At 44.3% G+C, this 17651-nt stretch carries 2 protein-coding genes; both read right to left on the reverse strand.

Annotated elements, in window-relative coordinates; all coding sequences use genetic code 11:
* Positions 1–80: 80 nt before the first annotated feature.
* Complete coding sequence (locus ACOMG9_RS09355; protein WP_494530121.1) at positions 81–8495, reverse strand: hypothetical protein; 8415 nt, start codon at positions 8493–8495, stop codon at positions 81–83.
* Between the two features lie 458 nt (positions 8496–8953).
* Positions 8954–17410, reverse strand: coding sequence for a cell envelope integrity protein TolA (locus ACOMG9_RS09360; RefSeq protein WP_494530122.1), 8457 nt, complete (start codon positions 17408–17410; stop codon positions 8954–8956).
* Between the last annotated feature and the right edge of the window lie 241 nt (positions 17411–17651).

Raw genomic sequence — 17651 nt, forward strand, 5'->3', positions numbered from 1 at the left:
ATCCCTTACAGTAGGAGACCGTTGTATTATAGTTCAAACAACAGATAAGGCTAACTTAGCCTTTGGTCTTTCTGGTAATCTTACGGGTCAGGTACTGAATAAAGTAATATTGCTTTTTGGTTATCATAATGCTTTTGATGGAAATCTGCTTTTTGTGTCTCTCCCAGAATAAAGGCGGAATTGGCCGAGATCCTGTGAAAAAAGGCCAGCCAGGAGGCAAGATCTCTATTATACGTTTGAAATGCAATGTTCATGGCCTCCCGGTTTTTATCGTACATAACCGTTAAGTCGGACGTTGCCAGAACTGCCAGGAAAGCACGTTTCATTGGTTCATTTTCGTCAATCTTCTTTGTCATTATCTCATCCCAGAACAGATCCCGTTCGTTATCAAAGTGATCATTAAGGGTCTCGTAAGCCCATAAGTAATAATGAACCAGGGCTGACTTTGTGCGATGTTTCTTCAAAAGAGCATTACTTATAGCCTCATAATTTGGGTGAGATTCCAGCCGGGGAAGGTTATAAACGAACTCATCGAAATAGGTTTCAGGTTTTGGTGTTTCCCGCAGTACTTCAAACGATGTTGCATAATCATATCGGCTTAGCTCATAGCTTGCAGTATTTTCTGAGAGTTGTTCAACATCAGAAGCTGCTGCCTCTGATGATATATCCAGTGCGTCTGATTCACCCAATACAAAAGATTTGACAAGTCTTAAATACTTTTTAATATTTTCTGACCTGCCACCACTTTTGATTTCACCATCCAGCCAAATACCATAGTGTTTCGGTCTTTTTTTAATGGAAAAATGCTTTATTTTTTCCAGTGGTTTCAGAAGTATTCCTTCAATACTGTCTGGATCAATTATCCTGGGAAATAACGCTTTTTCAACTTCAGTGCCATCATTATTGAACACAAATTGGAGGTTATGGTTTACGGGGGTAATCAAAAATTGCTTTGTGATCAGTGCCGACCAACCAGCCTGAGGAATATGCAGAAGATTAAACCGTTCATTAGTAAATACTCTTATGGCTGCTTCGGCAGCAAAACTCACACCCATTAGAGAGCTTGATAACAATCCGGGCAATGTGTCCGTAACAATTTTGCCCGCTTCAATAAAGAGCTTTTCCCCTGGTTTTATGGTCGATGCGTATTGAATGACAAGCCCATTGGTCGAGTCTTTTTGCAGGGCTTCTGATGTTTCGGTCTGATAATGCTGGTAGTTGTTTAGCCGCATACTCACCAGTGATTCCAGATAACCACCATAAGGGAAGCCAAGTTGACGTGCTTTCCTGAAATGATCATGTGCACTGGGCAGAACTCTTTTGCGACTGGTTAATACTATCGGCTCTTGGAAAGATCTTAATTCTGCCTCCAGAAGCGTCAATCCAGCCAGGCAATGAAGCCAGCCTGACATCTGCAATGATTCGGAATCCATTTTATCTTCATACAGACTTAACTTCTGTTTTAATTTCTGATAGCCAGCTTGTTTGGCTTGTTCAATGGCAAGAAAAAAAGCAATTTCGTCTCCATCTGCGAACCTTTTCAAATTTTCACTGTTAAAGACAAAGTAGTCGATGAATTTTGATTGAACATTACGTGCAACAGCCTTTACTGGCTTATGCCATATAAAGAGCTTAAATATTTTGCGTAATTCTTCCCAATCACCTGAATCAATCTGGAGTTTTCGTGCATTTTCTGCATTTCCACCGATGAGCGTGATGATATGCTGATGTATCAGCGAAAGGGTGTTATAACAATACGACGTGTTATCCTCGGTAACCAGTTCACGAGAAAAACCAATTAACTTTGTCAGATGTTGTACATCATGACCAAAATGAAGGGATGTTAAGCGAGCCTGGTTAACGAAGGGGAGGGCTTTAAGATGGGGGAGAGTCGGCTCTGCTTCTGTTGATGCACCAACCAGATAAAAAGCAAGTTCTATAATATCTGCCAATGCCCGATTATGACGGTCAATATCTTTAGAGAGCGTCCTCTGAGCTTTTCTAAGGAATATGGGAATCTCCGGGTTTGCTTCAGAGCCGAATATAGAAAAGTTAATGATGTACAGGGATAAATCCAGGCAACCAAAATCCAACAGTTCCATTCGACCGGTTGCGAAGTACAATATCAATCTTATTGTTGCTTCCGCCCTCTCTGCCGCTTTCACTTTAGTTACCTCTTCAGCTGCCGCTGCCTCTTCAGCTGCCGCTATCGCTTTCTTTGTCGCTGCCTCTTCAGCTGCCGCTATCGCTTTCTTTGCTGCTGTCAGTTTTGCTTTTGCTTCCTGTGCTGCTTTTTGAGCTGCTTTTTTTGCTGTTAGTACTTGCACTTTCGCTGTTAAATCCACTGCCGATAAGATTTTTGCTTTCACTTCCTCTAACTCTTTCGCTTCCTTGAACGCTCTCGCTTTCGTTTGCTCTTCATTTACGGCTAATTCTGCCGCTGCATTAGCCTCTTTTGCGGCAAGCACAGCTGCAGTTGATTCCGGTTTTACTAACACTCGTTCATACTGTATGTTTGAAAAATGTCGGGTATTTTTAAATTTCTGGCTCATTCGATTCAAAACAAAATCAACTGCTCCATCAGAGCCTTTTATTGAAAGCTGCTCCAGAAACTCTCTGAGTACACTTATGGAAGGTGTTACCCTTCCCGGCATCTGGCTATGGGGGTTTTTCAGGTATGTGTCTGGATCAAAGGCCAGTTTCAGTTCGAAAGTCCTTGGAATCAGCACCAGCCACTTGAGTAACATTCCGGCCTGAACCGCTGAGTCTGAGTCCGATTCGAATAAAATCTCAATAGACTGAGATACCCCCGAGAATGCAGAGAGGTGAGCTTGCGTGACTGCGCTGGGGTTGCCTTCCATACCATGTTCAAAAAATAGCAAGAGTATCGGGGCATAAGGGAAAAAATGACTATTAGACAATACAATAGCCTCTTTTATCTTTTTGGCGTTGAGCTTGACTTCGGGACTAAAGGACAACTCAATAGTTTTGTTGTCATCCGACATTTTGGCCCCTAACATGGCCAGTGCTTTCAGAAAGTAGTAATAACCCATTCCAAGCTTGTTTGTTGTATGGTCATGATTTCTTAATAAAACTTTTCTGAATGCAGTAATGTGCTTTTCCACCTGTTGCAAAAAAACTTCCGGGTTCTCATGAATACATTTGACTTCCTGAATAATATTGTTATCCAGTTGCAACAAATACTGTGTATGTACTTGTTCATTGACTTGTTCTGTAGAGGGTCTGATGCCTGGCTTCAGCTCCGTTGGTCGTCTGGTGGCATTTATTGTTTTTTTTGCTTTTTCAGTATTTGTAACTGTTGCCGAAGTGAGTTGAGTTGAAGTGGCTGGTTTAGTGGTAGCCGGAACCGTCACCTCTTTGGTTTGAATGAAATCTCTTGACAGCAGCAAAGATCGAGCTAGAACCCAGTCTTTTATTAAATCAGATCTGGACTTTTCAATCGCTTTATTCCTTATTTTTTCATGATATTCGTAGAGCATTTCCTTTTCATTGTTTCTGTCCTTGCTCAATGAAGCTTTGAGATAGCCTTCCCAAAAGCTCATTTTCCAAAAAGCTATGAATTTGGGTTGATGACTTCTGAACGATTGTCCGGTACGCTCAGTGCCCATGAATACTTTCAGGTCAGTCATCGCCAGCACCTGCGGGAAACTCGTTATATCAATGAACTGAGTTTTTTTCCTGGAGGCTCCCTGAATCTGCAGGGTGTTGAGGGTGTAGATCCAAAGCTCACTATGTATCTGACCTGCCGCTGGTTCTTTTTTTCTATCCAGAATCAGTTTCAGTGAAGCGATGGTTTGTTGCAGTTCCCGAGACCCGGGACGAACAGCTTTCAGGGCTGTTAATGTGGAGGGTGTATCCGGTTCTCTCAGGGCATTGAGTATGGCCTTCACTTCTCTGCCTTTGCCTGAGAGTTCTGACTCTTTGGCTAAACCCTGCTCAATCTTTGACAGGGCGGCAACATCTGTATCCTGATAGAGCTGTTCGAGAAATCCACCATTCAACAGGCCTTCAATCTTTACCTGGTTCAAGCTTGTCTCTCTGGAAGTCATACTACGCAACAATCGATTTACAGGTTCTATCTGAGGCCAGCCCGCCGGATGGTGGCTGTGCAATTGCATTGGGATTAATAATTGATAGGCAAGTGGTATACCGGCAATAGCTGCCGGTAACAATAGCTCGAAGGCATGTTCATAGATCTGAAGTGCTTCTGATTTTCCAGAGGGTAATTTTTTGTTCAAAATGAACAACGCCTGAACCAGTTGGGCATAGGGGAAGTGGTCCTCGTAAGCCGCCTGCTCTAAACGCCTGCGTTGCTGACTGTCCGGGATATTAGTCAGATTGATGGTAATGACCGGCTGGTCTCCGGATGTATCAGCAGAAGCTCCGGAACTGGCCAGTATTTGCAGTGTTTTTGTCTTTCCTTCCTTCAGTTGTTTTTGTAGTGTATCGAGTTCTGTATCGAGCGCAGGATTTTCTGTAGTGGCTTTGTTTTCTTCAGTGGCATCGCAATTTTGTGTCTTTATTGCTCTATTCAACTCTCCTGAAAAGTTATAATCCACCTCCTTAAGCCAGTTTGATATTTCTACGGACCTGGACAATGCTGTTTCGAAATCGATCAGATTCGAGATTGGCTTTTGGGCGGTGGTTTCCTTCTTTCTTTTGTTTGAGCGTTCAGCATTATCAGGTGCTGTTGTCTTGCTGTTATGAACTACTGTAGCGCTTTGATTATCAGGGCTGGCTTCTACTTTGATATCGCCCTCGTCTGGCGTAGTTGCAGTGTCGCCTGCTTTTCGTTGAACCGTTTTTTTCAGCTTTTGTCTCTGTTTCTTTTTCTTCTTACGGGAATTTAAAGCCGAATCATGGGTTATCGATTCTGCACCTTTGACATTAGCAGTACTGGCAAATGCAGCATGTGCGGCAATAGTTGTCTGTCCTGGTGCATTGTCTTTCAGAGGCTCATCGACAGTGGGTGCTGTTGTTTTGGCTTTGGCAGCAACTAAAGGATGTTGATTATTCGTATCATTTTCTGCCTTATTCTCTACCTTAGTAGTGCTTTTCTGTTCATTGTCAGGTTTACGCCTGATATAAGGATGCAGAAATTCCGGTAACCTGGACGACTCTGAAAAACGGCTGAATACTGACTTTTGAATAATTGTCTGTATCTGTTGCTCAGTGTCACTTGATAGCAATATTTTTAATGCATTTTGAGCATTTTGCATCCGTCGCTTTGAATCAATACCCGGGTAGGTTTGATCAAGTTGTGTATCCTGCAACAGTTTTTCAACCATTGCGGGCAGGCTTTGCATAACCATTTTGGAGCCCGTGGCAAAAGGTTCTACACGTATGAAATCGAAATATCCTTCAGGACCGGCAGAAATATCGATCGATAAGATTCGCCATTTTTTTGCCTCGTAACTGGCGAACCGGATGGTATTTTCTTCATTTGTATCGGGAAAACAATTGATCTTTAAGGTGTGCAGGAGCCCTCCGTGCTGCAATTCTCCCGGGCTGGCTAGAACTAAGGTGTGAATGTTGTTGCGTCTAACAGCAGTGCCAGGCAGGACGCCTCTTAGCTTTTTCTCTATAGAAGCCGAAATGTTTTCCAGGCTTTTGATATCCGTGACTGCCAGGTCAATATCATTGGTAACAGGTACTTTGCCCAGTTCGGAGGGTTTAAGCGATGACGTAAGGTGTTGCCACCTGGCTAAACCACCGTAAACGAGAGCATCTTCAGTATCGGATATAATTTTTTCGGCTTCTGTATAAGTTTTTCTGAAAACAGCTTCAAGCACTATCAGTGCAGGAATTATATAGCGGATATCCTGTTTTTTTACTAAAAATGCGCCCTCGGAATAATCTTTTAAATGATTGCCCAAAGACTGTATTTTGTCGTTTATTGCTGATGTGGAGAGATCCGGCGCTATAAAGGAAATATATTTGCTGGCAGAGTCTTCCCAGAAAAAAATCACTGCTCCAAGCACGTTTTTGCTAATGTAAAACATTCCATCGGGGTTCTCTGTATCGTCGAAGGGGTAGCAAACAAGGCCTAATTTATTGTAAAACCTGAACTGGTTATTTTCGTGTCCTCCCCGCATGAATTCTGCAGGTGAAGTAAATGCTTGCTTTAGTGTTTTGCTGGCAAATTTTATGGATGGGTTTTCAAGACTTTCCCGGCATAATAAGACGTCTTTCTGCCATTGTGGAAACAGATCCCATAAAGCCTTTTCAACCCAATTGGCTGCCAGCCAGTCATTTTCCTCAGTATTTAAGCGGGAGTTGGTCAGGAAGTGGGTGAACCATAGTTTGTTGTCACTGTGAGAAGACAGTTTTACAGCGTGATTGTTGTGAAACAGGAAGATATGGCGATCTTCAAGCCTTTCCAGAAGCCGACGAGAAGTATGATCGTGGTTTTTGTCATGGTCATAGCAGCGATATTCCTGACCATCATGAACGATGACTTGTATCGAATTTTGCAAAGCTTTTGATGCCAGCATCATGTGTTGTTGGTCTTTCGGGTCAAAACCCCGGAGCATCTGGTTATATAATGTTTCACTTCCACAATCGGACGGTTTGCACAGACGGAGCAGGGTTTCAAATTTTTCCCTGGATGTGACACCAAGCTGTTCTGAAAGAAAGTCTGATCTATGAGTCACTCTTTCAGGCCGAAGCCCGGAGCGCCTGTACAAATAGAATAGATGTTTAAGCAAGGATGCTGAGGGTACTGCGTCTGCTGGTGTGACCGGATGCTTGCCGCCCGGTGGTGGCTCATTGTCGTCAATATTGTTCCTACCGACAGAGCTGGCAGTTCGTTTACTTTTGTTGCCACTTTGTTCGGCTTTTTGTGCAGAGGGATTACTCGGGGAGGACTGAGATTCAGGCGGTCCATTATTCCCCTGGACACCAGAAGCAGTCATTATGCCTGATGCAAACCCTATAGAGGGGAGTGACACATCTGGCTGATGAGGGATGGCAGGAGGATGAAAACCGTCGAATGCGTTGCTTGTTTGGGGCACCAAAGCCAGTGGGTTTCCGTTTGTTTGACGGGTAAAATAAGGTGATACACGATCGGAAAAGTGTGAGTGGACAGGGTGCCCCGGAAACTCCCGGTTTAAATAGGTCAACACATTGTTCATTAACTCAGGCCGCCGTTTAACAAACTGGTAAAGTGAACCGGGGTCGCTCAGAATCTGCTCCCTTACCCGGGCACTGAGGCTTTTGGGGATGGGTGGTATGAACCCTGAGAGAATTCCCCGCCATTGATAGAGATTAAAGGGCGTACTGGTCACCGTGCTCATAAGCAGGGCGGCCAGGTTAAGGTGCTCACTTTCTACCAGGGTGCCAATCTCAGGTCCGTCCCAACCGGCGTAGTGATCCTCGACATTATAAGGGGCATCAGCGAACCGCATCAGCAGCACCGGATCACCTGCTCCCCAGAAATGGTATTTCCGATGTCTGTCGTTGCGGGCGATGAATAAAGAAGATCTTGACCAGGCTGGACAGGTATCATTGCCAGGCGATACTTTTTCCAGTGCCCAGAGGTTAAAGTACTTCCCGGTCATGAGTGCCGGGCTGGGTTCTACCGCAGTCTCGGGAATACCCGGTTGGTAAAGCCAGCTTTGATCCGACCATTGATAAAGCCAGTGATTATTCTGGCAGGCGTGAATTTTTTCTTTGTCAGTTGTCTTGCTTTTATTGGATTCTCCAAACAACTTATTGTGGGAAGAGAGACAGTGAATAGCCTGATTGACCCGCTTGATATAGCCACTGTCTAAAGCGGTTTGCCCGTCAGTGCTGATGATGTCTTTTTTAGCCAGTTCGGGCAATAGCCAGGGTTTTGCGTGGTTCAGCGGGAAGTCAATAAGAACGCTCTGACACTTTTTATGCTCTGTAAGCGGATTAGTCTGGCAGATAATAGCCTGCAGGCGATTCTGCTGACTTTCCCGCCAGGGGCGCAGGAAAAGGGTACTGGTATGGGTGTCGTTTAGTAGTTTCCAAAGCGACAGCCAGGCAGACAGAGAATCACCCTCGACGGCTTGAGTCTCTGACGATGATGTCGAGGGTGAAGCCGTAATCTGCCATACAGGATGATTTTCGATGCAAGTGGTTTGCACTGATAAGCGGCTTTTCAGCAAAGAGTGATCGATCATCACCGGATGAGGGTTGCAATCGGGGGCATCACCAAAAGCCCGGGACAGTGAGGGGAAGCCGCGACTGAAAGAAGGGTAGGGTATGATTGAAGGCGGAAGCAGTTTTGCAAACAGGAACCCGGGCAGATGACTCAACCATTGATTCCTGAAAAAAAGGGACAGTTTTGTGGGGGTGCCAACGTCGTGTATTACGTGATAATGGTTACCTAGCTTGAGGTGGAAATTATTGGCTTTAAATCCCGCGTAGAGACCCAAAAAGCGGATTTCTGGTGCCTTGTGCCCGGGTTCATTCTGGTAGCCGGAGGCATGACCTGATTGTACGTTCATTTCAATTATGAATAGCAGGGCAATTAAGAGAAGTTTTAACAGTCTTCTGTGACAAACAAGCATAGAATTGCCGTAGATCCGATTTGATAATTATTAATTTGTCAATCAAAGTTGACCTGTTAAATAACAGTTTTTATTTTTGCCGACTGTATTGTTTTGATATCCATGGAGTCTGAGAAAAAATAGCAGTGGGTTCAGGATGTAGCAAGGATGGCTCTGAATGTAGTTTGGGTGTTGGTTTTGAACCGGAGATATTCACCATCCCGGTCAGTCAACGCTGGTAGTTCTTGAAAAGTCGGAGAATAAATATCTCCGGTCAGTTTATAAGCTATGAACCTGATGGCTTTGTACCTGTGCGAATAGACTCTTAGAGGTGATACGTTAATCTGCCGGATGCCCGGTGCCGGGTTGTCGAACCTAAGCATTTGGCCTTATTGGTACTCTTACTGGTTAGGTACTTAATATATTAATCCGGTTTGAGGTAATATTTCTTTTTGTATTGAAAAACGCTTGAAATGGAAATCTGCTTTTTGCTTCTCTCCCAGAAGGAAGGCGGAAGTGGCTGTAATCGAGTGTAAAAAGGCCAACCAGGAAGCAATATCTATATTGTATCGTTTGAATGCGGTAATCATGGCTTCCCGCTTCTCTTCATACATAACAGTTAGATCGGCAGTTGCCAGAAGTGCAAGAAAAGCTCTTTTCATTGGTTCATTTTTTTCAATCTCCTGTGTCATTATCCCATCCCAGAACAGGTCTCGCTCGTTATCACTGTTATCATTGAGGGTCTCATAAGCCCATAAATAATAGTGAACCAAGGCTGACTTTGTGCGATGTTTCTTCAAAAGAGCATTGCTTATAGCCTCATAATTTGGGTGAGATTCCAGCTGGGGCAGGTTATAAACGAATTCATCAAAACCGGTTTCAGGATGTGGTGTTTCCTGAAGTGCTTCAAACAATTTTGTATAGTCATAACGGCTTAACTCATAGCTTGCAATATTCTCTGAGAGTTGATCACTATCAGAGGCTGTTGCCTCGGATACTGTATTCAGAACCTCTGGTTTATCCAATACAAAAGCCTTGACAAGACTTAAATACTTTTTAATATTTTCTGGCCTGTTGCTATTTTCGATTTCATTGTCCAGGAAAATACCATAATCTTTCAGTCTTTCATTAATGGTTACCTGCCTTGTTTCCTCCAGTCGTTTCATAAGTATTCCTTCAATACTGTCTGGGTCACTTATCATGGGAAATAACGCTTTTTCAGCTTCAGACTCACCATTGCTGAACAGAAACTGGAGGTGATGATTTACAGGGGTAACCAGAAGATGTCTTATGATCATTGCCGGCCAGCCAGCCTGTGGGATATGCAGAAGATTAAAGCGTTTGTCAGTAAATATTCTGATGGCTGTTTCAGCGGCAAAACGTACACCAAATATAGAGCTTGATAACAAGCCAGGCAAAACTTCCGTAACAATCTTATCCGCTTCAATAAAGATTTTTTCCTCCGGTCTTTTGGTCGATGCATATTCAGTAACAGGCTTGTTGATCGAGTCAGTTTGCCAGGCTTCGGATGTCTCGTCCTGATAATGCTGGTAGTGGTTTATTAGTCGCATAAGTACCAGTGATTCCAGATAACCAGCATATTGAAAGCCAATTTTACGTGACTTGAAGAAATGATCATAAGCAATGCGCAGGACTCTTTTGTCGCCGTTTAGTATTACCCGCTGGTGATCAGAACTTATTTCCGCCTCCAGAAGTGTCAAGCCAGCCAGGCAATGAAGCCAGCTTAAAATATCTACTGATTCAGGGTCATTTTTATCTTTATATTGGTTTATCCGTTGTGACAATTTCTGATAGCCAACTCTGCTGCTTTGCTCAATAGCAAAAATAAAAGCTCTTTCGTCCCCACTTTTGAACTCTTTAATCAAAGCAATGTCAAAAATAGCATAGTCGACGTTCTTTGGTGTAAAATAAGTATCACCCGTTTGGAATGGCTTATACCATATATGGTTTTCAAGCCATTTACGTGTTTTTTTCCAATCTTCTGAATCATTCTGCAGTTGTTTTACCTGTTCTGCATTGCCACCGAACTGCCTGATCGTGTACTCGTGAATCAGCAAATAAATATTGTACCATTGTAACTTATTCTCGGCAGCCAGTTCAGGGAATAAGCTAATTAATTTTTTTAGAAGCTGTATGTCATGGCCAAAATGATTAGCGGTTAAGTTGACTTGGGTATCGAGGGGAAGGGCTTCAAGATGAGGAAAAACGGGCTCTACTTCTTCAGATGAACCGATCAGATGAAAAGCAAGTTTAATGATGTCTGCAATTGCCCGCTTCTCTGGATTAATATCTTCAGCGAGTTGCGCCTTTTTTTTGGTGAGGAATGCGGATCCCAATGAGGTTGCGTAAAGAATGCCTGGCACAGTAAGACGCAAGATAACTGAGGATAAATCCAGACTATTAAAGTGAAGCAAGTCTATTCGATCAGTGGCAAAGTGCAGCACCAATTTTAATATTGCTTCCTTTTTCGCTTCCTCTTGCATTACTTTTTCTGCTTCCACTGCTTTCTCCGATGCCACTTCCAGTCTCAATATTGCCGCTGTTGACAGTTCCGATTGAGCTGCCACTGATGCTGCCGCTTTAGAACCATCTCCTACCTCTATTTCCATTCGCATTTCCACTTCTGCAATAGCCTCCGATGCCTCTTTTGCTGCTGCTTTCGCTACCACAAATGCCAACGCTGCTTCATTGATTTTGATTGTATCTGCACGCTTCTGTGCTTCCTCATGCGCTTTCATTGCCGCCGATTCCATTTGCGCTGCTTCCGTTGCCGCTAAACATGCCGCTACCGCCAGCACTTGTTCGTGCTGTCCTTTTGGCAGCTGTTGGATATTCAGAAACATCTCGCTTATTCGCTTCAAGGCAAGATCAACTGCGTCATCAGTGCTTTTTAGCGGAAGCTGATCCAAAAACTCTCTGATTACAAGTATGGAAGGTGTTATCCTGCCCGGAATCTTGCTTTGCGGGTTTTTCAGGTTAGTATCTGCAGCAAGGGCCAGTCTCAGTTCGAAAGGCTTTGGAATCAGCAGTAGCCACTTGAGTAAGATTCCGGCCAGAGCTGCTGAATCTGATTCCATTTCTAATAAAATCTCAATAGACTGTGACACTCCGGAGAATGCAGAGATACAGGCTTGTAATTTAACGTCAGGCTCTCCTTTAATAGCATAATCGAAAAACAGCATGAGCATCCTTGCATAAGGGAAGTAGAAATGTTGAGAGTGTATAATAGTTTCCTTTATGTTTTTGGCGTTGAGCCTGACTTCCGGGCTAAAGGACAATTCAATGGTTCTGTTATCACCTGACACTTTTGCCCTCATCAGTGCCAGTGCCTTTAGAAAATAGTAATATCCTATTCCCAGCTCGTTTGTTGGATTTTTGTTTTTTAGTAAAGACCTTCTGAATGCAGAGATCTGCTTTTCTACCTGTTGCAAAAAATTTTCCGGATTTTCCTGAATAAATCTGACTTCCTGAATAATATTGATATCCAGCTGTAATAAATACTGGATGTGAGCGTGTTCATTGAATTGGTCTTTTGATATTCTGATGCCTGGCTTTGGTCCTTTTGACGGTCTGGCTGAGTTTTTTGTTTTTCCAGAATTTGTGCCTGTTCCAGAAGTTACTTGCTTCGAAATGACTGGTGGAGTGGAGGAGATCGAAACCGGAACTTCTCTGGTTTGAACAAAGCTCCTTGAAAACAGAAAAGATCGGGCAAGAATCCAGTCGTTAATTAAATAGGGCCTGAATTTATCAGTCGCTTTATGGCCTATTTTGTCATGATACTCCTCAAATACTTCCCTTTCATTCTTCCTGTCTTTGCTCAACGAAGCTTTGAGATAGTCCTCCCAAAAACTCATTTTCCAAAAAGCTATGAATTTGGGTTGATTACTTCTGAACGATTGTCCGGTACGCTCAGCGCCCGTGAATACTTTCAGGTCAGTCATCGCCAGCACCTGCGGGAAACTCGTTATATCAATGAACTGAGTTTTTTTCCTGGAGGCTCCCTGGATCTGCAGGGTGTTGAGGGTGCAGGCCCAAAGCTCACTATGTATCTGACCTGCCGCTGGTTCTTTTTTTCTTTCCAGAATCAGTTTCAGTGAAGCGATGGTTTGTTGCAGTTCCCGGGTTCCGGGGCGGACAGCTTTCAGGGCTTTTAATGTAGAGGGGGTATCCGGTTCTCTCAGGGCATTGAGTATGGCCCTCACTTCTCTGCCTCTGCCTGAGAGGTCTGACGCTTTGGCGAAACCCTGCTCAATCTTTAACAGGGCGGTAACATCTGTATCCTGATAGAGCTGTTCCAGAAATCCACCATTCAACAAGCCTTTAATCTTTACCTGGTTCAAGCTTGTCTCTCTGGAAGTCATACTACGTAACAATCGGTTTACAGGTTCTATCTGGGGCCAGCCCGCCGGATGGTTGCTGTGCAATTGCATTGCGATTAATAATTGATAGGCAAGTGGTATACCGGCAATAGCTGCCGGTAACAATAGCTCGAAGGCATGTTCATAGATCTGAAGTGCTTCTGATTTTCCAGAGGGTAATTTTTTGTTCAAAATGAACAACGCCTGAACCAGTTGGGCATAGGGAAAGTGGTCCTCATAAGCTGCCTGTTTTAACTCTATGTGCTGCTCTCTACTCAGGATATTAGTCAGATTGATGGTGATGAAAGGTTGATATCCGGATGTATCAGCAGAAGCCCCGGTACAGGCCAGTATTTTCAAGATTTTTGCTTTTCCCTCCTGCAGTTGATTTTGCAGTGTATCCAGTTCTGTATTGGTGGCAGGTTTTTCTGCTGTGGCTTTGTTTTCATCAGAGGCTTCCCTTTCTTCAGTGGGACCACAATGTCGTGTCTTTATTGCCTTGTTTAGCTCTCCCGAAAAGTTATATTCCATCTCCTTAAGCCAGTTTGATATTTCTACGGACCAGGACAGTGCCGTTTCTAAGTCGATCAGATTCGAGATTGGCTTTTGGGCGACGGCTTCCTTCTTTCTTTTGTTTGAGAGTTCAGTAGTATCAGGGGCTGTTGTCTTGCTGTTATGAACTACTGTAGCGCTTTGATTATCAGGGCTGGCTTCTACTTTGATATCGCCCTCGTCTGTCGCAGTTGCAATGTTGCCTGCTTTTGGCTGAACCGTTTTTTTCAGCTTTTGTCTCTGTTTCTTTTTCTTCCTACGGGAATTTAAAGTCGGATCATGAGTTATCGATTCTGTACCTTTGACATTAGCAGTACTGGCAATTGCAGCATGTGCGGCAATAGTTGTCTGTCCCGGTACATTGTCTTTCAGAGGCTCATTGACAGCGGGAGTTGTTGTTTTGGTTTTGGCAGCAACTAAAGGATGTTGATTATTCGCATCATTCTCTGCCTTATTCTCTGCCTTATTCTCTGCCTTATTCTCTGCCTTATTCTCTGCCTTATTCTCTAACTCAATAGTGCTTTTCTGTTCATTTTCGGGTTCAGGCTTGATATACGGATGCAGAAATTCCGGTAACCCGGATGACTCTGAAGAGCTGCTGAATACCGACTTTTGAATCATTGTCTGTACCTGTTGCTCAGTGTCACTTGATAGCAATATTTTTAATGCATTTTGAGCATTTTTCATCCGTCGCTTTGAATCAATACCCGGGTAGGTTTGATCGAGTTGGGTATCCTGCAACAGTTTTTCAACCATTGTGGGCAGGTTTGGCATAGCCAGTCTGGAGCCTGTGGCAAAAGGTTCTACATGTATGAAATCGAAATACCCTTCAGGACCGGCAGAAATATCGATTGATAAGATTCGCCATTTTTTCGCCTCGTAACTGGCGAACCCGATGGTGTTTTCTTCGTTCGTATCGGGAAAGCAATTGATCTTTAAGGTGTGCAGTAGCCCTTGGCGCTGCAAGATCTTTGGGCTGTCTAAAACCGTACCGTAAATGTTGTTGCGTCTAACGGTAGTGCCAGGCAGGACACCTCTTAGCTTTGCCTCCATAGAAGCCGAAATGTTTTCCAGGCTTGTGGTATCTTTGACTGCCAGGTCAATATCATTGGTAACAGGTACCTTGCCCAGTTCAGTGGGTTTAACCGATGACCTGAGGTGCTGCCACCTGGCTAAACCACCGTAAACGAGAGCACCTTCAGTATCGGATATAATTTTTTCGGCTTCTGTATAGGTTTTTCTAAAAACAGGTGCGAGCACTATCAGTGCAGGAATTACATAGCGGATATCCTGTTTTTTTACTAAAAATGCACCCTCGGAATAATCTTTTAAATGAGTATCCAAAGACTGTATTTTGTCGTTTATTGCTGATGTGGAGAGATCCGGCGCTATAAAGGAAATATATTTGCTGGCAGAGTCTTCCCAGAAAAAAATCACTGCTCCAAGCACGTTTTTACTAATGTAAAACATTCCATCGGGGTTCTCTGTATCCTCGAAGGGGTAGCAAACAAGGCCTAATTTATTGTAAAACCTGAACTGGTTATTTTCGTGTCCTCCCCGCATGAATTCAGCAGGTGAAGTAAATGCCCGTTTTAGTGCTTCGCTGGCAAATTTTGTGGATGGGTTTTCAAGACTTTCCCGGCATAATAAGACGTCTTTCTGCCATTGTGGAAACAGATCCCATAAAGCCTTTTCAACCCAATTGGCTACCAGCCAGTCATTTTCCTCAGTATTTAAGCGGGAGTTGGTCAGGAAGTGAGTGAACCATAGTTTGTTGTCACTGTGAGAAGACAGTTTTACAGCGTGATTGTTGTGAAACAGGAAGATATAGCGATCTTCAAGCCTTTCCAGAAGCCGACGAGGAGCATGATCGTGGTTTTTATCATGGTCATAGCAGCGATATTCCTGACCATCATGAACGATGACTTTTATCGAATTTTGCAAAGCTTTTGATGCCAGCATCATGTGTTGTTGGTCTTTTGGGTCAAAACCCCGGAGCATTTGGTTATATAATGTTTCACTTCCACAATCGGGTGGTTGGCACAGACGGAGCAGGGTTTCAAATTTTTCCCTGGATGTGACACCAAGCTGTTCTGAAAGAAAGTCTGATCTTTGAGTCACTCTTTCAGGCCGAAGCCCGGAGCACCTGTACAAATACAATAGACGTTTAAGCAGGGAGGCTGAGTACACTGCGTCTGCTGGTGTGACCGGATGGTTGCCGTCCGGTGGTGGCGGCTCATTATCGTTATTTTTCCTGGCGTCCGATTTAGCACTTCGTTGACTTCTGTTGCCGCCTTGTTGCGCTTTTTGGTCAGAGCAAAAAGCTGGGCAGGCTTGGGCTACAGGCGGCTCACTACTCCCTTGAATACCAGAAACAGTCATTATGCCCGAAGCTAACTCTGTTGAAGGGAGTGATGCATCTGATTGATGAGGGGGGGCAAGGGTAGGAAAACGGTCGAACGCGTTGCTTGTTTCGGGCACCAAAGCCAATGGTTTTCCGTTTGTTTGATGGCTAAAAAAAGGTGATACACGACCGGAAAAGTATGAGTGGACAGGGTGGCCCGGAAACTCACGGTTTAAATAGGTCAACACATTGTTCAGTAACTCAGGCCGCCGTTTAACAAACTGGTAAAGTGAACCAGGGTCGCTCAGAATCTGCTCCCTTACCAGGGCACTGAGGCTTTTCGGGATGGGTGATGTGAACCCTGAGAGAATTCCCCGCCACTGATAGAGATTAAAGGGCGTATTGGTCACCGTGCTCATAAGCAGGGCAGCCAGGTTGAGATGCTCACTTTCTACCAGGGTGCCAATCTCTGGTCCATCCCAACCGGCGTAATGATCCTCGACATTATAAGGGGCATCAGCGAACCGCATCAGCAGCACCGGGTCACCTGCTCCCCAGAAATGGTATTTCCGATGTCTGTCGTTGCGGGTGATGAATAAAGAAGATCTCGACCAGGCCGGGTAGGTATCATTGCCGGGCGATACCTTTTCCAGTGCCCAGAGGTTAAAGTACTTCCCGGTCATGAGTGTCGGGCCAGGGTTTATTGCAGTCTCGGGAATGCCAGGTTGATAAACCCAGTTTTGATCTGACCACTGATAAAGCCAGTGATTATTTTGGCAAGCGTGTATTTTTTCTTTGTCAGCTGGCTTGCTTTTATTGGGTTCTCCAAACAACTTATCGTGGGAAGAGAGGCAATCAATAGCCTGATTGACCGGCTTAATATAACTACTGTCCAAAGCGGTTTGCCCGTCAGCGCTGATACTGTCTTTTCTAGCCAGTTCGGGCAATAGCCAGGGTTTTGCGTGATTCAGCGGGAAATCAATAAGAACGCTCTGACACTTTTTATGCTCTGTAAGCGGATTGGTCTGGCAGATAATGGCCTGCAGGCGATTCTGCTGACTTTCTCGCCAGGGACGCAGGAAAAGGGTACTGGTATGGGTGTCGTTTAGTAGTTTCCAAAGCGACAGCCAGGCAGACAGAGAATCACCCTCGACGGCCTGAGTCTCTGACGATGATGTCGAGGGTGAAGCCGTAATCTGCCATACAGGATGATTTTCAATGCAAGTGGTTTGCACTGATAAGCGGCTTTTCAGCAAAGAGTGATCGATAATCACCGGATGAGGGTTGCAATCGGGGGCATCACCAAAAGCCCGGGACAGTGAGGGGAAGCCGCGACTGAAAGAAGGGTAGGGTACGGTTGAAGGAGGAAGCAGCTTTGCTAACAGAAACCCGGGCAGATGACTCAACCATTGATTCTGGAAAAAAAGGGACAGCTTTTTGGGGCTGCCAACGTCGTGTATTACGTGATAATGGTTACCCAGCTTGAGGTGGAAATTATTGGCTTTAAATCCGGCGTAGAGACCCAAAAAGCGGATTTCTGGTGCCTTGTGCCCGGGTTCATTCTGGTGGCCGGAGGTATGACCTGATTGTACGTTCATTTCAATTATGAATAGCAGGGCAATTAAGAGAAGTTTTAACAGTCTTCTGTGACAAACAAGCATAGAATTGCCGTAGATCCCATTTGATAATTATTAATTTGTCAATCAAAGTTGACCTGTTAAATAACAGTTTTTATTTTTACCGACTGTATTGTTTTGATATCCATGGAGTCTGAGAAAAAATAGCAGTGGGTTCAGGATGTAGCAAGATTGGCTCTGTATGTAGTTTGGGTGTTGGTTT

Source organism: Endozoicomonas sp. PH6C, from assembly GCF_059322965.1.

What these genes read in the sequence shown, in the direction of transcription:
- ACOMG9_RS09360 (WP_494530122.1), bottom strand. Translation starts at nt 17,410, where the DNA reads ATGAACGTACAATCAGGTCATACCTCCGGCCACCAGAATGAACCCGGG.
- ACOMG9_RS09355 (WP_494530121.1), bottom strand. Translation starts at nt 8,495, where the DNA reads ATGAACGTACAATCAGGTCATGCCTCCGGCTACCAGAATGAACCCGGG.